Raw genomic sequence first — 22,450 nt, forward strand, 5'->3', positions numbered from 1 at the left:
ACATCAGGGCGCCGCGCCGGTTTTACAAGGTGCTATCGAACTAAATCGATCAGCCTTGCTGGCCCATCAGCTCGTCAAAGCCGACCGCCTTCTCTACAGCCTTGGCCTTGGACAGCACGAAGTCAACCACGTTGTCTTCCAGCGCCATCGATTCCGGGCCGGCCAGACGTTCACGCTTCTCGTAATACCAAGCCACGACATCGGTCGGGTCTTCGTAGTTTTGCGCCAGTTCGTCGATGATGGCCTTGATCTGTTCAGCCTTCGGCTCCAGACCATTGGCCTTCACCAGCTCGGCCAGCACCAGACCCAGATGGACACGGCGCTGAGCTTGCTGTTCGAACATGGCCGGCGACAGCGGCACCAGCTTCGGGTCAATGCCGCGTTGCTTCAGGTCAGCCTGGGCTTGCTCGGCCAGGCGGCCGATTTCCAGTTGCACCAGCGCCTTCGGCAGATCCACCGGAGTGGTTTCGATGATGGCGCTCATGACGTTTTCCTTGGCGCGCGCCTTCAGGCGGAACTTCACTTCGCGCTCGAGGTTGCTCTTCACTTCCTCGCGCATCTTGGCAATGTCGCCGTCGGCAATGCCCAGGCTCTTGGCAAACTCTTCGTTCACTTCCGGCAGCTTGGCTTCAGCCACGTTCTTCACGGTAATGGCGAACACGGCGGTCTTGCCGGCCACGTCCTTGCCTTGATAGTCGGCCGGGAAGTTGACGGTCACGTCCTTGGCTTCATCTTCCTTCATGCCGACGATGCCGGCTTCGAACTCGGGCAGCATCTGGCCCTTGCCCAGCAGGAAGGCGTAGTTCTGTGCGGTGCCACCGTCAAACGCCACACCGTCGATGGTACCGACGAAGTCGATGATCACGCGGTCTTCGTTCGCAGCAGCGCGCTCGACGCGCTCGTAACGGGTGCGTTGCTTGCGCAGGATGTCCAGGGTCTTGTCGATCTCGGCATCGCTCACGCTCAGTGTCGGCTTTTCGATTTCCTTGCCGGCGAAGTCACCCAGCTTCACTTCCGGGTACACCTCGAAAGTCGCGACGAATTCGAAGTCGCCCTCTTCCGAGCTGCCTTCCTTCGGCTCGAAACGCGGATAGCCGGCAACCTGGATCTGATCCTTGGCCACGGCTTCGCCGAACGAACGCTCTACGGTTTCGCCCAGCACTTCTTCCTGCACGCGGAAGCCGAATTGTTGCGACACGATGCTCAGCGGCGCCTTGCCCGGACGGAAACCGTCGATCTTGGCAGTCTTGGCCACGCGCTTCAGGCGGGCATCCACTTGCTTGGCAATTTCTTCACGCGGAATGGCAAAGCTCAGACGGCGCTCGAGCTGGCCCAGGGTTTCCAGTTGTACTTGCATGTTCGTTCCTTGACTTGTCCGGCCGTCTCGCGTGACGGGATGGATGAGAAAACGGGAATCAATCAACAGGCGGTGCGGCGATAGCACCCAGGCGGGACGCATCGACCAGGCCGACGCGCTGCAATCTTGATGCTGGTGCGAGCGGAGAGACTCGAACTCTCACGCCTTACGGCGCTGGAACCTAAATCCAGTGCGTCTACCAATTCCGCCACGCTCGCACAATCATGTATCGCCAAGTCGACCAAACCGCTGCCTGACTCGGGAAAAGGAGGATTATAGGGAAAGCCTGACCAGATAACAAACCTGCCTCTGGTAAAGCAGGCGACGAGCGGTCAGTTCAGCAGCAGCCCCATCTGCGCCAGCGGCTGCGGCAGCGCATAAAGCAGGTAACGTTCCTTGTCATCGCCCGGCCGTGCCACCACCAGTTGCGGCTGCAATGGCTGGCTGAAATGCGGCGCCCAGCCGTTCTCGCTCTGCACCAGCAACCAGCGGCACTGGCCTGCGGCCGGCTGGGTTTCCAGCCGCAGGGTTTGCGCGCGGCCATAGTGCGACAGCAGCGCACGCTGCGGCTCGCCCAGTCGCAAACTGGCCACACAACCATCCTTCAGCGCCAGATGCAGCGGATGACGCAGCATGCGGAACGGCAGGCGATAGGCCATCTGCTCGTCCAGCGCCGGCAGATAGACCGTGCCCAGCATGCCCCAGATGCCCGCCAGCAACACCGCCCAGCGCCACAAGCCCCCGGACAGGCGCTGCGTCGGCGCCTGCTGCCACAGCGCGTACAGCCCCAGCAGCAGCAAGCCGGCCGCAACCCAGGCCAGCGGCACCCAATGCGGCTGCCAGCCGCCAAAGCGGCGCGACACCACTGCATAGACCTTGGCCGGCGCACCAGTCGCCAGCGCATAGCCGCCCAGCAGCAGCAGGCCGAGCACCAGCAATGCGATCAGTGCCCACAACACGCGCCCCGGCACGCGCAGCGTCGCCGTTTCGCGCACACCGGCCACGGCCAGCAGCGATAGCGGCACCAGCAAGGGCATGCCATACAGCTCGCGCGCGTCGGATGCAGCGCTCAGTACCGAAAAACCAATGATGAAGAACACACCCGGCGCCACCAGCCGCAGCAACTGTTTGTCGCGGAAATAGCACCACGCGCCGTAGAGCACCAGCGGCCAGGCCGGCAGCGCATACCAGGGCAGCAGCTTGAAATAGAAACCATGCGTGGCGCGCGGCCCCAGGTGATTGGTGCCAAAGAAGCGGCCGAAGTTGTTGTCCCACCACCAGGTGTGGAACAACTCGGGGCTGCGCTGATAGAGCGCGCTCATCCACAGCGCCGGCAAGGGCAGGAACACCAGCAGTGCAATCAGCAGGGTGAGTGCATGGCGGCGAGTACGATAGGCTGGTGACAGCGCGGGCAACAGCAAGGCCGTCAAGCCGACCACGCCCGGCCCGATCAGCCCCTTGGAGAGCAACGCCACAGCCACGCCCGCCCCCAGCAGCACGCCGGCCAGGCGCGGCCGGCGCGGCGCCAGCACCAGACCATAGGTCGCCCAGGCGATGCCGGCAAACAGCGCGGTATCGGTAATCAACTGGTGCGCACGCACCGGAAAACCGAGGCAGCCCAGCAGGATAATCACCGCCCAGCGGCCATAGCCGCGCCCGAACAGCTCACGCGCAGCCAGCGCAATGCCCAGCATGGCAAGGCCGATGTACAGACCAGTGGCCAGCCGCATCGCATCAACCGGCGCCAGCAACCATCCGCCCAGCGCATTGTTCAACAGCGCGGCGGTAATGAAATACAGCGGCGGCTTTTCCATGAACGGCTCGCCGGCCAGGGTCGGCACTACCCAGTCACCGGTATTGCTGATGTGGCTGATCAACCCGAAGGTATAAGCGCCATCGGGTTTCCACGGCTCACTGCCGAACAGGCCAGGCAGCAGCCAGACGAGGGCCAGCAGGCAAACGGCCCACAGCGGCGGCGAGGCCAGCAGTTGACGAGTATTGGTGAGGGACATGTAAAGAAAACGTTAAGCAGCGCAAACGGCGCAACGATAGCAGAGTCGCGCGCCGGGCGCGCGCGGCAAAGTTGCCACGAAGCGCGGGCGTACCGGCTCGTGGCAACACGCTGGCAAAGAAATGAAGGTCAGTGCTGATCGGCCAGCTTGCGCAGCACGCGCGATACGGCCGCGAAACCGAAGCTGCCGGTGACCGCCACGCTGGCGCCAAAGCCGCCTTCGCAGTCCAGCCGCACCGCACCCTCGCCCTCTACCCCCATATGCTGGGGCTTGTGCGCGCAGACCGTGCCATCAAGCTGCGGGTACAGCAGCTGCTCGGTCGAATACACGCAATCGACGCCAAATTTCTTGTCACCCTTGGGGAAACCGTATTCGCGCCGCAACAAGGCACGCACCTTGGACGCCAGCGGGTCCTGGATGGTGCGGGTGAGGTCATCAATGCGGATTTGCGTCGGGTCGGTCTGACCACCGGCACCGCCGGTGGTAATCAGCTTGACCTTGTGGCGCTTGCACCAGGCAATGATGGCCGCCTTGGTCTTGACGCTGTCGATGGCGTCGATCACGTAATCAAAGCCACGACCAAGGTAGTCATCGAGATTTTCCGCCACGACGAAATCTTCGACCGCGTGCACTTCGCAATCCGGGTTGATGGCGAGGATGCGTGCCTTGAGCACCGCCACCTTCATGCGGCCGTAGTTGCCCAGCATGGCCGGCAGCTGGCGGTTGGTGTTGGACACGCACACGTCATCGAGGTCGATCAGCGTGATCTTGCCGACGCCGGAGCGCGCCAGCGCCTCGGCCGACCATGACCCCACACCGCCAACGCCGATCACGCACACGTGCGCGGCGCGGAAGCGCTCCAGCGCCGCACGGCCATACAAACGGGCAATGCCGCCGAAGCGGCGCTCGTACGACTGTTCCATGCTCAAGCCGCGCCGATCAAAGCTGCTCGGCCCACAGATCGTGCTCGTCCGCATTGGTGATGCGCACTTGCACGAAATCACCCGGCTTCACGCCCGGTGCCGGGTCGAAATACACCAGGCCGTCGATTTCCGGCGCATCGGCATAAGTACGGGCCACGGCGCCTTCTTCGTCGATCTCATCGACCAGCACGGTGTACTCGCGGCCGATCTTGGCCTGCAGGCGTGCCGCCGAAATGGCCGCCTGCTTCTCCATGAAGCGGCGCTTGCGGTCTTCGGCAATGTCTTCCGGCACATGGTCAGGCAAGTCGTTGGCGGTGGCGCCATCGACCGGCGAATAGGTGAAACAGCCGACGCGATCAAGCTGCGCTTCATCCAGGAAGGCCAGCAACTCCTCGAACTCGGCCTCGGTCTCACCCGGGAAACCAACGATGAAGGTCGAGCGTATGGTCAGGTCCGGGCAGATGGCACGCCATGCCTTGATGCGCTCGAGTACGTTGGCGCTGTTGGCCGGGCGCTTCATCAACTTGAGGATGCGCTGGTTGGCGTGCTGGAACGGGATATCCAGATACGGCACGATCTTGCCTTCCGCCATCAGCGGAATCACTTCATCGACGTGCGGGTAGGGGTAGACATAGTGCAGGCGCGCCCAGATGCCCAGCTTGCCCAGTTCTTCGCACAGCTCGGTCATGCGGGTCTTGACCGGGCGGCCGTTGTGGAAGCCGGTCTTGTACTTCACATCCACGCCGTAGGCGGAGGTGTCCTGCGAAATGATCAGCAGTTCCTTCACGCCCGACTTGGCCAGGTTTTCGGCCTCTTTCAGCACGTCATGAATGGGGCGGCTGACCAGATCACCACGCATGCTCGGGATGATGCAGAAGGTGCAACGATGGTTGCAGCCTTCGGAAATCTTCAGGTAGGCATAGTGCTTGGGCGTCAGCTTGACGCCGGCCGGCGGCACCAGGTCAACAAAGGGGTCATGCGGCTTGGGCAGATGCTGGTGCACGTGGTTGAGCACCTCGTCGCGCGCATGCGCGCCGGTCACCGCCAGCACCTTGGGGTGCACTTCGCGGATCATGTCGCCATCTTTCTTGGCACCCAGGCAGCCGGTGACGATCACCTTGCCGTTTTCGGCCAGCGCCTCGCCAATCGCATCCAGCGACTCCTGCACGGCGGAGTCGATGAAGCCACAAGTGTTGACGACCACCAGATCGGCATCGTCATACGAAGGCGAAATCTCGTAACCCTCGGCACGCAGCTGGGTAATGATCTGTTCGGAGTCTACGAGGGCTTTCGGGCAACCTAAGGATACGAGCCCGACACGGGGAATCTTGTTCACGGCCATCTCTCTGCCATGGGAAAACCCGATAGTATACAGCGGTTTAGCACAAAACCGGCAATCGATCTTCCGTACGGAGCACACGGCGGCAGCTTTGCAAAGGGATCAAGCGCTTGCGAGGGCCGCGCCCCTGCAGCACGCCACCGCACACATCATGCATGCCGGCATGAAACCTGCTCATGCCCAAGCGGTGTTATTGCCCGGGCATGGCGCCCAAGCGCAATCAGCAGGATAATCCACACTGGACACACGCACAGGCGCGCAGCATGGCTGCGCGCATACAAGGCTTCAGAATGAGCAAACCCGGCATCACCCCCGAGCAACTGCTGGCCCTGCCGGCATCCGAGCGCATCCGCCGCCGCCTGCAGTCGGCCGGCGTGCGCTACCACGCCAATGACAATATCTCGGCCTTCATCGAAGGGGGCGAGCTGGATGAGCTGCAAGCCGAAGTGCAGGACAAGCTGCGCGGCGTACTGGAAAGCCTGGTGATCGACACCCAGAGCGACCACAACACGCAGGACACCGCCAAGCGCGTGGCCAAGATGTTCATCCGCGAGGTATTCCGCGGCCGCTACGATGCCATGCCGCCGGTAACCGAATTCCCGAACATCGAACGCCTGAACGAGCTGATGATCGTCGGCCCCATCACCGTGCGCAGCGCGTGCTCGCACCACCTGTGCCCCATCCTGGGCCGCGTCTGGGTGGGTGTGATGCCGAACGAGCACTCCAACCTGATCGGGCTGTCGAAATATGCACGACTGATCGAGTGGATCATGAACCGGCCGCAGATCCAGGAAGAAGCCGTCTCGCAGGTGGCCGATCTGCTGCAGGAGCGCCTGCAGCCCGACGGACTGGCCATCGTGATGGAAGCAGATCATTTCTGCATGCACTGGCGCGGCGTGAAGGATACCGATGCCAAGATGACCAATAGCGTGATGCGCGGCTCCTTCCTGCGCGACTCGACCCTGCGGCGCGAATTCCTCGCGCTGATGCCCAAACGAGGTTAAACCCCATGCTCGTCCGCTTGATCTACGCCAGCCGCGCCCAGGAAACCATCAGCAACGAGATGGTGGATGCCATCCTGCAATCGGCCCGCAAGCACAATGCCACCAACGGCATCACCGGTGTACTGGCTTATGGTAACGACGTATTCCTGCAAGCGCTGGAGGGCGGACGCGAGCAGGTCAACCTGTTGTACCAGCGCCTGGGCCGCGACGCGCGCCACACCGACCTGACCGTGCTCGACTACGGCGAAGTCGACGCACGCCAATATGCCGGCTGGAGCATGGGGCGCGGCAAGCTTGATCGCGTCAACCTCACCCTGCTGCTCAAGTATTCGCCGCTGCCGGTGCTGGACCCCTACAGCATGAACGGCCCGGCCGTGGCGGCACTGCTGCAGGAGCTGGTGTCGTCGGCCTCCTTCGTCTGCCGTGACTGAGTGAGCTGCCGGAAAACAAAAAGGGCATACCGCGGTATGCCCTTTTTGATGCCTGCGCGCCTTAGCTGCTGCGCTTGCGCGGCGCCTTGGCCGGCGCCGGGCTCGGTTCCTGCACGCCGGTAGGCGGTGTGGACGGCTGCGGCTCGCCCGGTTGTGGCTCGGTCGGCTTGGCATAGCCCGGCATGCCGAAACCGGTAAACAGGTGCTTGGCGCGGTCCTGCAGCTGCTGCTGCATGTCCACGAACAGGTTGGTGCTGCTTTCCAGATAGTTGCCCATCATGCTCTGCAGCGCCGGCCCCTGGAACTTCATGAACTCGCCCCACAGATTGGCGTTACCCAGCATCGGGTTCTCGCCATTCAGCGCGTGCTTGGCCTGATCCTGCAAGCGGGTCTGCATTTCGGCAAACAGTTGCAGGTTCTTTTCCAGATAGTTGCCCATCAGGCCCTGCATGGCGTTGCCGTAGAAGCGGATGATCTGCGTCAGCACTTCATAGCTGAACAGCGGCATGCCGCCCGCCTCTTCTTCCATGATGATCTGCAGCAGCACGCTGCGGGTGATGTCCTCGCCAGTCTTGGCGTCGGCCACCTGCAGGTCTATGCCTTCCAGCACCAGCTGCTTCACGTCGGTAAGCGTGATGTAACAGGAGGTGGCGGTATCGTAGAGCCGGCGGTTGGGATATTTCTTGATTACTCTTTTTTCGGCGCTCATGCCACGACCTTTGCGTACACGGATTGACTCTTAGCACGATAGCCGCCGTTCGTCGGCAACGCAACAGCACATGCTGCAACGCAACAAAAAAAGCTTGACGAAAGGATGAGGGCTTTCCACAATAGCCTCGTATTGTGCAAAGCAACATCGGCATCGTTCCACGCCGACAACCCCATCGTTAGGAGAACTGTCATGTCGCAAATTCAACAACAAGCCCAACAACAATTCAGCGATTTCGCCACCGAAAACGTTGAAACCTACCTGCGTTTTGCCCGCATCGGCCTGGATTCGGCCGAGCGCCTGCTGAAGCTGCAACTGGAAACTTCCAAGACCGCTCTGGAAGAATCGGCCAAGGCCGCCAAGGCATTCGCCGGCGTGAAAGACGTGCAGGAAGCCCTGGCACTGCGCAGCAAGCTGGCCGAAGCCAGCGTTGACCAAGCCAGCGTTTACTCGCGTCATTTCTACGAAATCGCTTCGCAAGCCCAAGCCGAAGTGTCGCAACTGGTTGAAGAGCGCACCACTGCCTTCAACAAGAACGTGGTTGCCGGCCTGGACCGCTTCGTGAAGACTGCCCCGGCTGGCGCTGATGTTGCCGTCGCTGCCGTGAAGTCGACCGTGCAAGCCACTGCTGCCGCTGTGGACAGCCTGACCAAGGCCGCCAAGCAAGTTGCCGACTTCGCCGATGCTTCGGTGAAGGCTGCCACCACTGCCACTACCGACGCAGTGAAGGCCGCTGCCAAGAAGACCGCTGCTGCTGCCTAAGTAGCCACGGTGCAAAACAAAAGGGAGCCGCAAGGCTCCCTTTTTTATTGCCATAGGCACTGGACCGCTCAGCCAATGGCACTGCGAAATTGCTGATCCTTGTTCAAATTGCAGGACACCGACTCCACCCCTTTAATCTTGACCCTGCTGGAGGAGGCGCTCAGCGCATCCACGCCAAGCCAAATCTCCCACCACGGGCAAAGCGTGGCCATGCTATCCAATAGCTCCGCTCTTGCAGCGCCCCACTCATCTGCCTGCAATTCGGAGAAAAACTCGACCAGATAGGTATGATTCACCCAGGTACGGTAACGCTCATCGCGTCCCTGCACCTCCAGTGCACGCGCTACTTTGCGGCGGCAATTGGCCGGATCGCTACCACGATATTGCACCGTCCATTGCACCAGCATGCCCATATACAACCTACCCCCTGCGCGGGAAACAGGCCGCTCAAGCAGCTGTATTCAACGCAACTGCAGCGAGAATCAGCACCTTGAAGGCATCTTCATCGATCTGATCACCCTCCGGGATATCAATCGCACGCCGCGCATTGCCATCCAGACTGGCATTGAACAGCCCGACCGGATCGGGCAATGACGCCCCCTTGGGAAAGGTCAGCTTCACCGCCTTCTTGTAGACCTCGCCGGTGCAGAGGATGCCGCCATGCGACCATACCGGCACGCTCCACTTCCATTCCTCGACCACGGCAGGGTCTGCAGCGTGGATCAGCGCACGCACGCGGGCCAGCACGTCACCGCGCCAGTCGGGATATTCGGCGATGCGTGCATCGATCAATTGAGCGGCCGGCAGTGCCGGGGCAATTGCGGCTTTTTTCAAAACTGCAGCTCCTTGTTCAGAAGACTTTCACAGCACCAAGCCACCTCGGGCGACGGCAGCACTATTCAGTCAGATTCGTAGCGCTCCGCCAGCCACTCTTTTTCAGTTACACCATCCGAATATCGAGTGTGTGCGCGAATATAGCGGCAAAGCGCCTCATCAGGTATTGCCAGCCAGGCAATGAAAGCGGGCAAGGATGCGCCAACGCAATCCACTTCGTAGCCATCGTGGTCAAATTCGTAAACCTTGCCAGCGTGCTCGCCGCGCACCACCAGCATGAAGTAGGTCGCCGCACGGGGAACACGCCCGAATACGATGGAATCATCCAAAGCAAACGGCATGACTTCATCCAGCTCATCGCCCTCAAGCCACTCCAGCCAATCCTGCACACTGTCCTTCAGGTCGTCCCACTCTTCCGGTGCGGCCAACAAAAAAGCGGTGGGATATTCATCCGATGACACACACAGTGTCTCAGCCACATAGAGCTCAAGGCTGCCAAACTCGGCATAGAAATCATGCAAGGCCGGCTGCTCTGGATAGTCCCGCTGCAAACGTGCCAGCTCTTCGCCGGTCAGGCGTTGCAAAACCCGGTGCGAGACTCCCGCAATCAACTGGCCGGGCTCATGGCCCCGCCCACAAATCATGCGCTGATTCTCACGCCGGAACAGCGCATGCAACTCGGCAAATTGCGACATCACCCCTCCCATGAACTCGACCATGACAGCGCGATACGAATCATTGCCACGCGCTTTGACTGCCCGGCAGCCTAACAGATTTAGATTGAATTTCGTAAGCAATAAAAAAGCCCGAGGATAAGCTCGGGCTTTTTTCGGCCAGGTAGCCAAAGCTACCACTTGCCATGCGGGCAATTACTCCGCGTCGACTGCCGGCGCAGCTTCTACCGGTGCAGCAGGTGCTTCGTCGTTCAGCACAGCCTTGATCGACAGGCGTACGCGGCCCTTTTCGTCTTGCTCCAGCGCCTTCACGCGCACGACCTGGCCTTCCTTCAGGTAGTCGCTCACGTTCTTGATGCGTTCGTTGGCGATCTGGCTGATGTGCACCAGACCATCGCGGCCCGGCATGATCGAGACGATGGCACCAACGTTGTTATCCAGGATCTTGACGACCGGGCCTTCGTAGATCTTGCCGATTTCGACTTCGGCAGTGATCTCGCTGATGCGGCGCTTGGCTTCGTCAGCACCTTCGGACGAGACCGAGGCGATGGTGATGGTGCCGTCTTCCTGGATATCGATCTGCGTGCCGGTTTCTTCGGTCAGCGCGCGGATCACCGAACCACCCTTGCCGATCACGTCACGGATTTTTTCCGGGTTGATCTTCATGGTGTAGAGGCGCGGAGCATGCTGCGACACTTCTGCATTGGCGCCAGCCACTTCGGCCTTCATGATGCCGAGGATGTGGATACGGCCCGACTTGGCCTGATCCAGCGCAACCTTCATGATCTCCTTGGTGATGCCGGTGATCTTGATGTCCATCTGCAGGGCGGTGATGCCGCTGTCGGTACCGGCTACCTTGAAGTCCATGTCGCCCAGGTGATCTTCGTCACCCAGGATGTCGGTCAGCACCGCAAAGCGGTTGCCTTCCAGGATCAGGCCCATGGCGATACCGGCCACGTGGTTCTTCAGCGGTACACCGGCATCCAGCAGGGCCAGGCAGCCACCACACACCGAAGCCATCGACGACGAGCCGTTGGATTCAGTGATTTCCGAGACCACGCGCATCGAGTAGGCAAAGTCTTCCGGGCTGGGCAGCACGGCGATCAGCGCGCGCTTGGCCAGACGGCCGTGGCCGATTTCGCGGCGCTTCGGCGTACCGACGCGGCCGGTTTCACCGGTCGAGTACGGCGGGAAGTTGTAATGCAGCATGAAACGGTCGGTGTATTCGCCGGCCAGTGCATCAATCTTCTGCTCGTCCAGCTTGGTGCCGAGGGTGGCAACCACCAGACCTTGCGTTTCACCACGGGTGAACAGCGAGGAACCGTGGGTGCGCGGCAGCACGCCGGTACGCACGACGATCGGGCGCACGGTGCGGGTGTCGCGGCCGTCGATACGCGGGAAACCATCCAGGATCTGGTTACGCACGATCTTGGCTTCCATGTCGTGGAAGATGCCGCGGATCTTGTTGGCAGTCAGCGTATCGGTTTCTTCGTTGATCAGCGCCGTCTTCACCAGGCTCCAGGCTTCGTTGAGCTTGATGGTGCGGGCCTGCTTTTGCGGAATGCGGAACGCGTGAGCGATCGCTTCGCCAGCGATACCGGCAATTTGCGCTTCCAGCGCTTCATCGCGGGTCGGTTCGTCCCAGTCGAACAGTTCCGGGTTCACCTCATCGGCCAGCGCGTTGATGGCGTTGATGACCTTCTGCATTTCGTCGTGACCATAGACCACGGCGCCCAGCATCACTTCTTCCGACAGCTCTTGCGCTTCGGATTCCACCATCAGCACGGCTTGCGAGGTACCCGCCACCACCAGGTCCAGCTGGCTGGTCTTCAGCTCGTCTTTGGTCGGGTTCAGCAGATACTGGCCATCGGCGTAACCGACGCGGGCAGCACCGATCGGGCCGGCAAACGGCACGCCGGCAATCGACAGCGCAGCCGAGGCGCCGATCATGGCCGGGATGTCGGAATCGATTTGCGGATCGAGGCTCAGCACGGTGGCCACGATCTGGATTTCGTTGTAGAAGCCTTCCGGGAACAGCGGGCGGATCGGGCGGTCGATCAGGCGGCTGGTGAGGATTTCCTTCTCGGACGGGCGGCCTTCACGCTTGAAGAAGCCACCGGGGATCTTGCCGGCAGCGTAGGTGCGCTCTTGATAATCAACGGTGAGCGGGAAGAAATCCTGGCCGGGCTTCACGCCCTTGGCGGCCACCACGGTCACCAGCACGACGGTGTCATCCATGGACACAACAACGGCACCGGAAGCCTGACGGGCAATTTCACCTGTTTCCAGGGTTACCGTGTGCTTGCCGTACTGGAACGATTTCGAGATTTTATTGAACACTAGCGTTTCCTTTGCGTACGCCGTGAGCCAGCGGCGCGGAGGGATTGGGTACATTCGATTACGACGCGGCCACGTCGCCGGCTTCGGCACAACGAACCCGGTTCAGCCGCCGAAGCCTGTTTGGGCAAGAACCGGATACAGAAACTGGGCAATCCACGCGGCATGGGCGCCGGACTGCGGCGGGCCTGGCGGCCCGAAAACAAAAAAGTCGCAGTACGGTGACTGCGACTTTTTTTGAGACTGGCTTACTTGCGCAGGCCCAGCTTGGCGATCAGATCGCGGTAGCTGTCGGCATTGGTGCGCTTGAGATAGTCCAGCAGGCGGCGGCGACGCGACACCATCTTCAGCAGACCACGACGCGAGTGGTGATCCTTGGCATTGGCCTTGAAGTGGGGGGTCAGGTCATTGATGCGCGCGGTCAGCAGGGCAACTTGTACTTCCGGGGAACCGGTGTCGCCTTCAGCACGTTGGTACGATTTGACGATGCCAGCTTTCTGGTCAACGGTAACAGCCATTTCTAAAACTCCAATTGATGATTATTGAGCCTTGCCTGCAAAACACAGGGACTCGCCGAGCAGAAGCCAGCATAAACCGGCATTTGCTCCCCTCACTGCCCCACCCCGTCAATCCGGGAAATGAGCCAGCAGTCGTTTGGGCCGCAGCACACCATCGGAAGCCACTTCGCCCAAACCGATGAATCGCGCATTATCCCTGTTTCCCACCGGGCCGTAAAGCCGGATTGCGCCGTCCGTCGGCACCTGGTCGGGCAAGGGCATGCCATGCAGAATCCTGTCGACCTGCTGGGCATCCAGTGCCAGTTGCGGCAAGTCGTTCACCAGACTATCCACCGGCAGCAAGGCAGCTTCGCGCGCCGGCAGTTCCATCTCGATCAGCGTATCGAGCGGCACCGCATCTTCCAGCAGGAAGCCGGCGGTGCGGGTACGGATCAAGCCGGCCAGATAGGCGCCGCAGCCGAGCGCCTTGCCGATGTCGTCGGCCAGCACCCGGATATAGGTGCCCTTGGAGCACAGCACATCCAGCACCAGCGTCGCACCGTCAAAGCTGAGCAGATTCAGTTCATAAAAAGTGATGCGGCGCGGCTGACGCTCGATCTCGACACCCTGGCGCGCATATTCATACAGCGCCTTGCCCTGGAACTTGAGCGCCGAATGCATGGGCGGCATTTGCTCGTATTCGCCAAGGAAGGATGCCAACACCGTACGCAGCCGGGCTTCGTCGCAATCGACCTCGCCACTGACCGTGATTTCGCCCTCGCCATCCAGCGTGGTCGAGACCTCGCCCAGCTTGATGGTGGCGCGATAGCCCTTGTCGGCATCCAGCATGCGTTGCGAGAACTTGGTCGCCTCGCCAAAGCACAGCGGCAACAGGCCGGTGGCAAACGGGTCGAGCACGCCGGTGTGGCCGGCCTTCTCGGCCGACAGCAGCCAGCGCGCCTTTTGCAGCGCATTGTTGCTGGAAATGCCGAACGGTTTGTCGAGCAGCAAGACACCGTCGATCTTGCGCTTGGCCATCAGGCATCGCCCTCGTCATCCAGCGCCTGCTGGCTGACGGCTTGCTGGATCAGGCTGTCGAGGTGCATGCCGTTCTCGACCGAGTGGTCATAGACGAAATGCAGCTCGGGCATCTTGAACAGCTTGAAGCCCTTGGACAGCGCGCTGCGCAAGAAGCCCTTGGCGTTTTCCAGCTTCACGCCGATGGCAATGGTGTCCTCGGCGGTGCCGAGAAAGGTATAGAAAATCTTGGCGTGCGAATAATCGCGCGTCACTTCCACATCGGTGACGGTAATCAGCGATGCCTTGGGGTGATCCAGCTCGGCGCGGATCAGCTCGGCCACATCGCGCTGCAGCTGCTGTGCAATGCGGTCGGAGCGGGTGAAATTCTTGGCCATGAAATGCCCTCTTTAAACATGTAGCGCGGTACGGCCAGAAAAGGCAAAAGGCGGATTACCCGCCTTTGCCGTATTTACAGCCGAATGCTGCGTAGAACCTGCTTTACGATCTCGGCGAGAGGAGCCTCAGCGGGGTGACGAGCAGCGCAAAAACCGGAATGTACTGTAAGTACATGAGGATTTTGAGCAGCGCATGAGCCCCGATCAGGCCCTCACAGCCAGATCGTAATCAGGTTCTTACAGGGTACGAGCTACCTCGATAATCTCGAACGCTTCCAGCTGGTCGCCTTCCTGGATGTCGTTGTAGTTCTTGATCTGCAGACCGCACTCGTAGCCCGACTTGACTTCCTTGACGTCGTCCTTGAAGCGCTTGAGCGTTTCCAGCTCGCCCTGGTGCACCACCACGTTGTTGCGCAGCACGCGCACACCGGCACCGCGCTTGACCATACCGTCGAGCACGTAACAACCGGCGATGGAGCCCACCTTGGACACCACGAACACCTGGCGGATTTCCAGCAAGCCAATGATCTGCTCGCGCTTCTCCGGCGCCAGCATGCCGGTCAGCGCAGCACGCACATCGTCCACAACGTCATAGATGATGTTGTAGTAGCGGATGTCCACGCCTTCGGCCTCGGCCAGCTTGCGCGCTGCCGCATCGGCACGCACATTGAAGCCCACCACCACCGCCTTGGAAGCCAGTGCAAGGTTGATGTCCGATTCGGAAATACCGCCCACGCCCGAGTGCAGGATCTGCACGCGCACTTCCTCGGTCGACAGCTTTTGCAGGCTGCCGCTGAGCGCTTCCAGAGAGCCCTGCACGTCGCTCTTGATGATGATGGGCAGGTTCTGCACCTCGCCCTCGGCCATCTGCGCGAACATGTTTTCCAGCTTGGCGGCTTGCTGTTTGGCAAACTTGACGTCGCGGAACTTGCCTTGACGGAACAGCGCGATTTCGCGCGCCTTCTTTTCGTCGGCCAGCACCATGGCATCGACACCGGCTGCCGGCACTTCGGACAGGCCGAGGATTTCCACCGGAATCGACGGACCAGCCTCGTTGATCGACTTGCCGTTCTCGTCCAGCATGGCGCGGACACGGCCGTACACACTGCCGGCCAGCACCACGTCGCCCTTCTTCAGCGTACCCGATTGCACCAGCATGGACGCCACCGCACCGCGACCCTTGTCCAGACGGGCTTCGATGATGATGCCCTTGGCCGGGGTATCGATGGCGGCCTTCAGCTCAAGCACTTCGGCCTGCAGCAGAATCGCATCCAGCAGGCCATCGATGTTGATGCCTTGCTTGGCGGACACTTCGACGAACTGGGTATCGCCACCCCAGTCTTCCGGCACCACTTCCTGCGCCACCAGCTCCTGGCGGATACGCTCGGGGTTGGCACCCTGCTTGTCGATCTTGTTGACCGCCACCACGATGGGTACACCCGCCGCCTTGGCATGGTGGATCGCTTCGATGGTTTGCGGCATCACGCCGTCGTCGGCAGCCACCACCAGCACCACGATGTCGGTCGCGCTGGCACCACGGGCACGCATGGCGGTAAACGCTTCGTGGCCCGGGGTATCCAGGAAGGTGATGATGCCCTTGTCGGTTTCAACGTGGTACGCACCGATATGCTGGGTAATGCCGCCGGCTTCGCCCGCAGCCACCTTGGCGCGACGGATGTAGTCCAGCAGCGAGGTCTTGCCGTGGTCGACGTGACCCATGACGGTCACCACCGGGGCACGCGACAGTTGCTCGTGCTCGCCCTTGGCTTCTTCTTCCAGATAGGTATCCGGATCGTCGATCTTGGCAGCAACCGGGGTATGGCCCATTTCTTCCACCACGATCATGGCGGTTTCCTGGTCCAGAATCTGGTTGATGGTGACCATCATGCCCAGCTTCATCAATGCCTTGACGACTTCGACGCCCTTGACGGCCATCTTGTGCGCCAGATCGGACACGGAAATGGTTTCCGGCACGTCCACGGTGTGGACGATCTTCTCGGTCGGGGTCTGGAAGCCGTGGGCATTGTCGGCATCGTTACCGCCGCCCTTGCCGTGCCTGCCACCGCCCTTCTTGGATTTCCAGCCACCTGCGGAAGCATCGCCACCGCGTGTCTTGATGCCGGCACCGCCCTTCTTGCCGCGCGTGTCTTCCCAGCCGCCGCGCTTGTCGCCGTCCTTCTTCTTCTCGCCCGGCTTGCTGGCGGTGTTCGCCGATGGCGACGGCGCAGCAGCGGCTGCCGGAGCAGCAACCGGCGCTTCAGCCTTGACCGGCTCCGGCGCACGCATCGGGGTATCGCGCGGCTTGCGCAGGTCAACGCGCATGCCGATACGCGGACGATCGCCGCTCACCGAGGGCACTGGCGACGGCGCAGGCGCCGCAACCGGTGCAGGTGTCGGGGCCGGCGCGGGTGCCGGGGCAGGCGCAGCAGCGACCGGGGTCGGTGCGGGTGCCGGTGCAGCAACAGGCGTCGCCACTTCCACGGCAACAACCGGCGCTTCGGCCACGACTTCAACCGCGGCCACGATTTCGGGTACGGCCACGTCGTCACGCACGGTAGCGCGATCCTGCTTGGCGCGCATGTCGGCAGCCTGGCGCTCGCGCAGCGCATTGCTGCGCTGGGCATCGGCTTCGCGCGCTGCGCGCTCCGCATCACTCAAGGCCACCGGGGCCGCTGCCGGCTCGGGCGCACGCTCGATCACCGGCATATCGGTCGGCAGTACGCGCTTCTTGCGCGTTTCCACCGGAATCGTCTTGGTCTTGCCGGTCGAATCGGTTTTCTTGATTTCGGACGTCTGCTTGCGGGTCAGCGTGATCTTCTGCTTGTCGCCGCCGGCAGCGCCGTGCTTGTGTTTGAGGTGATCCAGCAGACGCGCTTTGTCGTCTGCGGTCACCGGGTCCGATTCGTTCTGCTTGACCACGCCGGCCGCGCGCAGCTGCTCCAGCAGCTCCTGCGGCGGCATTTTCAGCTCGGCAGCAAATCGACTGACGTTCAGTTCACTCATGCATTTCTCCCAGCCCTCTACGAGCAATTACGCGAACCAATGCTCGCGGGCCTTCAGAATCAGTTGCTTGGCCGACTCGTCATCGATACCGGTGATTTCGGTCAGCTCATCCACGGCGAGTTCAGCCAGCTCGTCGCGGGTATGGATTTCCTTCTCTGCCAGCGCGGCGGCGATATCTGCCGTCATGCCTTCGAGATTCTTCAGGTCTTCAGCCTGGTGCTCGAGTTGCTCTTCGCGCACGATGGCCTGTGTCAGCAGCGCATCACGGGCACGCGAGCGCAGCTCGTTGACGGTTTCTTCGTCGAAACCTTCGATTTCGAGCATTTCCGCCAGCGGCACATAAGCCACTTCTTCCAGCGTGTTGAAGCCTTCCTGCACCAGCACGTCGGCCACATCCTCGTCCACGTCCAGTGCCTTGACGAACAGTTCGCGGATCTTGGTGAACTCTTCCTCGTGCTTCTCTTCGGCCTGGGTGACGGTCATGATGTTGAGCTTCCAGCCCGTCAGCTCGGACGCGAGCTTGACGTTCTGGCCGCCACGGCCGATGGCCATGGCGAGGTTGTCCTCATCAACGACCACATCCATGCTGTGGTTGTCTTCATCGACGATGATCGAGTTGACCTCGGCCGGGCTCAGCGCGCCAATGACGAACTGCGCCGGGTCATGCGACCACAGGATGATGTCCACACGCTCGCCGGCCAGCTCGTTGGTCACCGCGTTGACGCGGGTACCACGCACACCGATACACGTACCTTGCGGATCGACACGCTGGTCATTCGACTTGACGGCGATCTTGGCGCGGGCGCCGGCATCACGTGCCACGCCCTTGAGTTCGATCAGGCCGTTTTCGATTTCCGGCACTTCCATTTCAAACAGCTTGGCCATGAATTCCGGCGTGGTGCGCGACAGCACCAGCATCGGACCACGGCCCAGGCGGTCAATGCGCAACAGGAAGGCACGCACGCGGTCGCCCACGCGCAGGTTTTCCTTCGGGATCATCTGGTCACGCGGCAGCACGGCTTCCAGCTTGCCGATCTCGATGATGGCGTTGCCGCGCTCGATGCGCTTGATGGTGCCCGACACGATATGCTCGCGGCGTTGCAGGAAATCATTCAGATTCTGCTCGCGCTCGGCATCGCGGATCTTCTGCAGGATGACCTGCTTGGCAGTCTGCGCGCCGATACGGCCGAATTCGATCGGCTCCAGCTCTTCTTCCCACAAGTCGCCCAGCTTCAGGTTCTTGTCGTAGTCCGGTGCATCGGTAATGGCAATCTGGCGGCTGGGTTCTTCGTGGTCATTGTCTTCCACCACGGTCCAGACGCGGAACGAGCGATAGTCGCCGCTGTCGCGGTCGATATCGACGCGGATATCCACTTCATCGTCGTAACGCTTCTTGGTCGCCGAGGCCAGCGCCATTTCCAGCGCCATGAACACGACGTCTTTCTCTACATTCTTTTCACGTGCCAGCGCATCGACCAGCAACAGGATTTCACGGCTCATTGTCTTTTACACCTTCAGCAAAAGCTCGCAAACGCGTTTTCTAAAATCAGAACTGCGGCTCGAGCCGCACCTTGTCGATCTGTGCCAGGGGCAGCGTCAGGCGCTCGCCCTCGACGTCCACGATGACCGCTTCGTTCTCGAAACCGATCAGCGTGCCGATAAATCGCTTGCGTTTGTCCGGCAGCGGCAAGCGCAGCTTGACCTTGACCTGCTGGCCAGCAAAGCGCTCGAAATCAGCCGGTTTCCTCAGTGCCCGGTCCAGCCCGGGCGAGGACACCTCCAGCCGCTCGTACGGGATGTTCTCCACCATGAACAAGCGTGTGAAGTGATTGCTCACCGTCACGCAATCTTCCACGGTGATGCCGCCCGGCTTGTCTATGAACAAGCGGACCAGCCCGTTTTGCGCCAGCTCCAGGTCTACCAGCTCGTAGCCGAGACCGGGCAGCGTGGATTCCAGCACATCCTGCAGATTGGCCATATCTTCCTTTCAACAAACGCCACAAACAAAAAATGGGCTGCAAAACTGCGCCCATTTCAAAAAGGACTTCCCGGCTGACGCCAAGGGCCGCGCACACTGCTTTTGCCGACACGGCAACCCAGTGTTCACACAGCTCTATAGGGAATACCCCCGATTCTAACAGAAACAACCACTTGGCGAAACTAGCGATGCTCAAAGCTTGAGCCTTGTAACTGACCTCACTACAGTTACAAATTACCGACAAGGAGACTGTGCAATGGATCGACCGTGGTTTGAGAGCTACCCGCAAGGCGTGCCGCATGATATCGACGTGCACGAATTCGGCTCGATACCCGAGGTGATCGCCCGCACGGTCGAGCGCTTTCCCGAACGTGCCGCCTTCATCAACATGGGGCGCAGCATCAGCTACGCCGAGATGAACCGGCTGTCGGATGCGTTCGCCGCCTACCTGCAGCACGACCTGAAGCTGCAGCGTGGCGCGCGTGTGGCGCTGATGATGCCCAATTTGCTGCAATACCCCATCGCGCTGTTCGGCGTCCTCAAGGCCGGCATGGTGGTGGTCAACGTCAACCCGCTGTACACCCCGCGCGAGCTGGGCCACCAGCTGCACGATGCCGGTGCCGAGGCCATCGTCATCCTGGCCAACTTCGCGCACACGCTGGAGAAAGTCAGCGCGGCAGAAAAAGCCTCGCTCAAGCGCGTGATCATCACCGAGGTGGGCGACCTGCTACCCATCCCCAAGCGCTGGCTGGTGAATCTGGTGGTCAAGCACGTCAAAAAGATGGTGCCCGCCTACAGCCTGCCCGGCCACGTGCCGTTCAACAGCACGCTGGCCAGCGGCAGCAAACACAAACTCACGCCGGTGGTGCTGACGCACGACGACATTGCCTTCCTGCAGTACACCGGTGGCACTACCGGTGTGGCCAAGGGCGCCATGCTGACCCATGGCAACATCGTCGCCAACATGCAGCAGGCACACGCATGGATCAAGGATGCGGTGACCGAGGGTGAGGAAATGATCATCACCGCGCTGCCGCTATACCATATCTTCTCGCTCACCGCGAACGGCATGGTGTTTACCAAGATCGGCGCCACCAACCTGTTGATTACCAACCCGCGCGACATTCCAGGCTTCGTGGCCGAAATCGCCAAATACCCGGTGACCTGCATGACCGGCGTGAACACGCTGTTCAACGCACTGGCCAATAACGAAGCGTTTGCCAAACTCGACTTCAAGCGCTGGAAGCTGGCGTTGGGCGGCGGCATGGCGGTACAGCACGCGGTAGCCGACAAATGGAAGCTGATTACCGGCGTGCCGCTGGTCGAAGCCTATGGCCTGACCGAAACCTCGCCCGCAGCAGTCATCAACCCGATGACGCTGAAGGAATACAACGGCATGATCGGCCTGCCGATCCCGAGCACCGATGCGCAAATCCGCAACGAAGACGGCCAGGTGCTGCCGGCCGGCGAAGCGGGCGAGCTGTTCCTCAAAGGTCCGCAGGTGATGAAAGGCTACTGGCAGCGCCCGGAGGAAACCGCCAAGGTGCTGGGGGCCGACGGCTATCTGGCTACCGGTGACGTGGCGGTGATGTCCCCCGCCGGCTTCTTCCGCATTGCCGACCGCAAGAAGGACATGGTGCTGGTGTCGGGCTTCAACGTGTACCCGAACGAGGTCGAGGACGTGATTGCCGAGCATCCGGGCGTACTGGAAGTGGCCTGCATCGGCGTGCCGGACGAGAAATCCGGCGAGGCGGTCAAGGTATTCGTGGTGCGCAAGGACAACAAACTGACCGAACAGGATATCGTGGCATTTGCCCGTGAGCGCCTCACCAACTACAAGGTGCCGCGCCAGGTTGAATTCAGAGATCAGTTGCCGAAATCAAATGTGGGTAAAATCCTGCGCCGGGAACTAAGGCCAAAATAAACTGGAACCACCACCATGAACCTGTTGCCGTTTTTCAAACTGATGGCCGAACACAAGGCGTCCGACCTGTTCTTGTCGGCGCAATCGCCGGTCATCATCAAGATAGGCGGCAACTGCCGGCCCGTGAACAACCAGGTGCTGAACGCCGAGCACGTGCAGCAACTGGTTTACCAGTTGATGACCCCCAAGCAGATTGCCGATTTCGAGCGTGATCTGGAATCGAACTTTGCCATCTCCGTGCCGGGTGTTGGCCGCTACCGGATCAACGTGTTCCGCGCGCGCGGCGCAGTGGCCATGGTGGCACGCTATATCCGGGTTGACCCGCCATCGCTGAAGGAACTGCGCATTCCCGAGGTGCTGCAGGAACTGGTGATGCAAAAGCACGGCATCATCCTGATGGTGGGCGCCACCGGCTCGGGCAAGAGCTCGACCATGGCGGCCATGCTCAACTACCGCAACGAGAACCACGCCGGCCATATCCTCACGCTGGAAGACCCGGTCGAGTTCATGCATCCGCACAAGAAGTCGCTGTTCAACCAGCGCGAGGTCGGGCTCGACACCAAGAGCTATGGCGAGGCGCTGAAAAACGCCATGCGCGAGGCCCCCAACGTGCTGATGATCGGCGAAATCCGCGATCAGGAAACCATGCTGCACGCCATGCAGTATGCGCAGGCCGGCCACCTTTGCCTGTCCACGTTGCATGCAAACAACAGCTATCACTCGATGAGCCGCATCGTGAACTTCTTCCCGCAGGATGCGCGCGAAGCCCTGCTGTACGACTTGTCGACCTCGCTCAAGGCCATCGTCTCGCAACGCCTGGTGCGCACCACCGATGGCCGTCTGGTGCCGGCGGTGGAAATCATGCTCAACACCCCGCGTATTGCCGAGCTGATCCGCAACGGGCAGCTGTCGGAGATCAAGGAAGCCATGGAGCAATCGCTGACCGATGGCTCGGTCACCTTCGAGCAGGCGCTGTTCCGCCTGTACAGCTCGGGCGAAATCGAGCTGGACGAGGCGCTGCACAATGCCGACTCGGCCACCAACCTGTCGTGGATGATCAACAACGCCAACGCTGGCGGCGGCGAAGCGCCACCGGCACGTCCCAAGGCCTCCGAGTCAGCACTCGCGCCCAAGCCCGAGGCAGCGGAAGACCCTAATCTGAATTTCAACATCGACCTGCACTGATTGCGGTCGAAACGCCAACCTTTTCCTGGGCCGCACTGCGGCCCATCACCGTTTATAGAGACCCCC

Annotated in this window: 20 protein-coding genes and 1 tRNA gene; 5 read left to right on the forward strand and 16 right to left on the reverse strand. The window is 61.1% G+C overall.

The features are described 5' to 3' along the window. Window positions 1-49: 49 nt before the first annotated feature. The 5 genes from tig to rimO all read right to left on the reverse strand — a co-directional run bounded on the left by tig (window position 50) and on the right by rimO (window position 5,628). Window positions 50-1,357: a trigger factor gene (tig, locus tag B9A19_RS03355; protein ID WP_084089136.1), complete on the reverse strand. Its 1,308-nt coding sequence runs from the start codon at window positions 1,355-1,357 to the stop codon at window positions 50-52. A gap of 133 nt (window positions 1,358-1,490) precedes the next feature. Continuing rightward, window positions 1,491-1,575, reverse strand: a tRNA-Leu gene (locus tag B9A19_RS03360). Window positions 1,576-1,689: 114 nt separating this feature from the next. Next, complete coding sequence (locus B9A19_RS03365) at window positions 1,690-3,369, reverse strand: ArnT family glycosyltransferase (RefSeq protein WP_084089137.1); 1,680 nt, start codon at window positions 3,367-3,369, stop codon at window positions 1,690-1,692. A gap of 128 nt (window positions 3,370-3,497) precedes the next feature. Continuing rightward, window positions 3,498-4,292, reverse strand: coding sequence for a tRNA cyclic N6-threonylcarbamoyladenosine(37) synthase TcdA (gene tcdA, locus B9A19_RS03370; RefSeq protein ID WP_084089138.1), 795 nt, complete (start codon window positions 4,290-4,292; stop codon window positions 3,498-3,500). Between the two features lie 16 nt (window positions 4,293-4,308). Beyond that, the gene (gene rimO / locus B9A19_RS03375; RefSeq protein WP_245804255.1) at window positions 4,309-5,628 is read right to left on the reverse strand and encodes a 30S ribosomal protein S12 methylthiotransferase RimO; all 1,320 of its coding nucleotides are present in this window, start codon (window positions 5,626-5,628) and stop codon (window positions 4,309-4,311) included. Between the two features lie 179 nt (window positions 5,629-5,807). Between rimO and folE the strand changes: the two genes are divergently transcribed. Together folE and B9A19_RS03385 are read left to right on the forward strand one after the other, a co-directional pair. Further along, on the forward strand, window positions 5,808-6,635 hold the full coding sequence (folE, locus tag B9A19_RS03380; RefSeq protein ID WP_245804256.1) for a GTP cyclohydrolase I: 828 nt from the start codon (window positions 5,808-5,810) through the stop codon (window positions 6,633-6,635). 5 nt (window positions 6,636-6,640) lie between these two features. After that, entirely contained in the window at window positions 6,641-7,066 is a 426-nt protein-coding gene (locus B9A19_RS03385; protein WP_084089140.1) for a BLUF domain-containing protein, read from the forward strand. A gap of 61 nt (window positions 7,067-7,127) precedes the next feature. Here the strand turns inward: B9A19_RS03385 and phaR are convergent, their stop codons facing one another. After that, a complete protein-coding gene (gene phaR / locus B9A19_RS03390; protein WP_084089141.1) occupies window positions 7,128-7,775 on the reverse strand; it encodes a polyhydroxyalkanoate synthesis repressor PhaR in 648 nt (215 codons plus the stop codon). 192 nt (window positions 7,776-7,967) lie between these two features. Here phaR and B9A19_RS03395 point away from each other — a divergent pair, with 192 nt between their 5' ends. Next, window positions 7,968-8,537: a phasin family protein gene (locus B9A19_RS03395; RefSeq protein WP_084089142.1), complete on the forward strand. Its 570-nt coding sequence runs from the start codon at window positions 7,968-7,970 to the stop codon at window positions 8,535-8,537. Between the two features lie 68 nt (window positions 8,538-8,605). Here B9A19_RS03395 and B9A19_RS03400 read toward each other — a convergent pair whose 3' ends face one another. From B9A19_RS03400 to rimP, 10 genes are all read right to left on the reverse strand, one after another. Next, entirely contained in the window at window positions 8,606-8,944 is a 339-nt protein-coding gene (locus B9A19_RS03400; protein WP_139798629.1) for a hypothetical protein, read from the reverse strand. A gap of 40 nt (window positions 8,945-8,984) precedes the next feature. Beyond that, entirely contained in the window at window positions 8,985-9,371 is a 387-nt protein-coding gene (locus B9A19_RS03405; protein WP_084089144.1) for a DUF1801 domain-containing protein, read from the reverse strand. Between the two features lie 65 nt (window positions 9,372-9,436). Further along, complete coding sequence (locus B9A19_RS03410; protein ID WP_139798630.1) at window positions 9,437-10,066, reverse strand: SMI1/KNR4 family protein; 630 nt, start codon at window positions 10,064-10,066, stop codon at window positions 9,437-9,439. 174 nt (window positions 10,067-10,240) lie between these two features. Continuing rightward, window positions 10,241-12,385, reverse strand: a complete 2,145-nt coding sequence (pnp, locus tag B9A19_RS03415) for a polyribonucleotide nucleotidyltransferase (RefSeq protein ID WP_176216749.1) — start codon at window positions 12,383-12,385, stop codon at window positions 10,241-10,243. A 245-nt stretch (window positions 12,386-12,630) separates the two neighbouring features. Then, the gene (gene rpsO / locus B9A19_RS03420) at window positions 12,631-12,900 is read right to left on the reverse strand and encodes a 30S ribosomal protein S15 (RefSeq protein WP_084089147.1); all 270 of its coding nucleotides are present in this window, start codon (window positions 12,898-12,900) and stop codon (window positions 12,631-12,633) included. 108 nt (window positions 12,901-13,008) lie between these two features. Then, a complete protein-coding gene (truB, locus tag B9A19_RS03425; RefSeq protein WP_084089148.1) occupies window positions 13,009-13,917 on the reverse strand; it encodes a tRNA pseudouridine(55) synthase TruB in 909 nt (302 codons plus the stop codon). Next, on the reverse strand, window positions 13,917-14,294 hold the full coding sequence (gene rbfA, locus B9A19_RS03430) for a 30S ribosome-binding factor RbfA (protein ID WP_084089149.1): 378 nt from the start codon (window positions 14,292-14,294) through the stop codon (window positions 13,917-13,919). Before rbfA ends, truB begins: the two co-directional genes overlap by 1 nt. A gap of 237 nt (window positions 14,295-14,531) precedes the next feature. Further along, a complete protein-coding gene (gene infB / locus B9A19_RS03435; RefSeq protein ID WP_084089150.1) occupies window positions 14,532-17,297 on the reverse strand; it encodes a translation initiation factor IF-2 in 2,766 nt (921 codons plus the stop codon). 27 nt (window positions 17,298-17,324) lie between these two features. Further along, window positions 17,325-18,797, reverse strand: a complete 1,473-nt coding sequence (nusA, locus tag B9A19_RS03440; protein WP_084089151.1) for a transcription termination factor NusA — start codon at window positions 18,795-18,797, stop codon at window positions 17,325-17,327. Between the two features lie 46 nt (window positions 18,798-18,843). Beyond that, on the reverse strand, window positions 18,844-19,275 hold the full coding sequence (gene rimP / locus B9A19_RS03445; RefSeq protein WP_084089152.1) for a ribosome maturation factor RimP: 432 nt from the start codon (window positions 19,273-19,275) through the stop codon (window positions 18,844-18,846). 256 nt (window positions 19,276-19,531) lie between these two features. On the opposite strand from rimP, the gene B9A19_RS03450 reads away from it, so the two are divergent. Together B9A19_RS03450 and B9A19_RS03455 are read left to right on the forward strand one after the other, a co-directional pair. Then, on the forward strand, window positions 19,532-21,199 hold the full coding sequence (locus tag B9A19_RS03450) for an AMP-binding protein (RefSeq protein ID WP_084089153.1): 1,668 nt from the start codon (window positions 19,532-19,534) through the stop codon (window positions 21,197-21,199). 15 nt (window positions 21,200-21,214) lie between these two features. Further along, on the forward strand, window positions 21,215-22,384 hold the full coding sequence (locus B9A19_RS03455; RefSeq protein WP_084089154.1) for a PilT/PilU family type 4a pilus ATPase: 1,170 nt from the start codon (window positions 21,215-21,217) through the stop codon (window positions 22,382-22,384). Window positions 22,385-22,450: the final 66 nt, after the last annotated feature.

Source organism: Andreprevotia lacus DSM 23236 (assembly GCF_900176275.1).
GTDB lineage: Bacteria > Pseudomonadota > Gammaproteobacteria > Burkholderiales > Chitinibacteraceae > Andreprevotia > Andreprevotia lacus.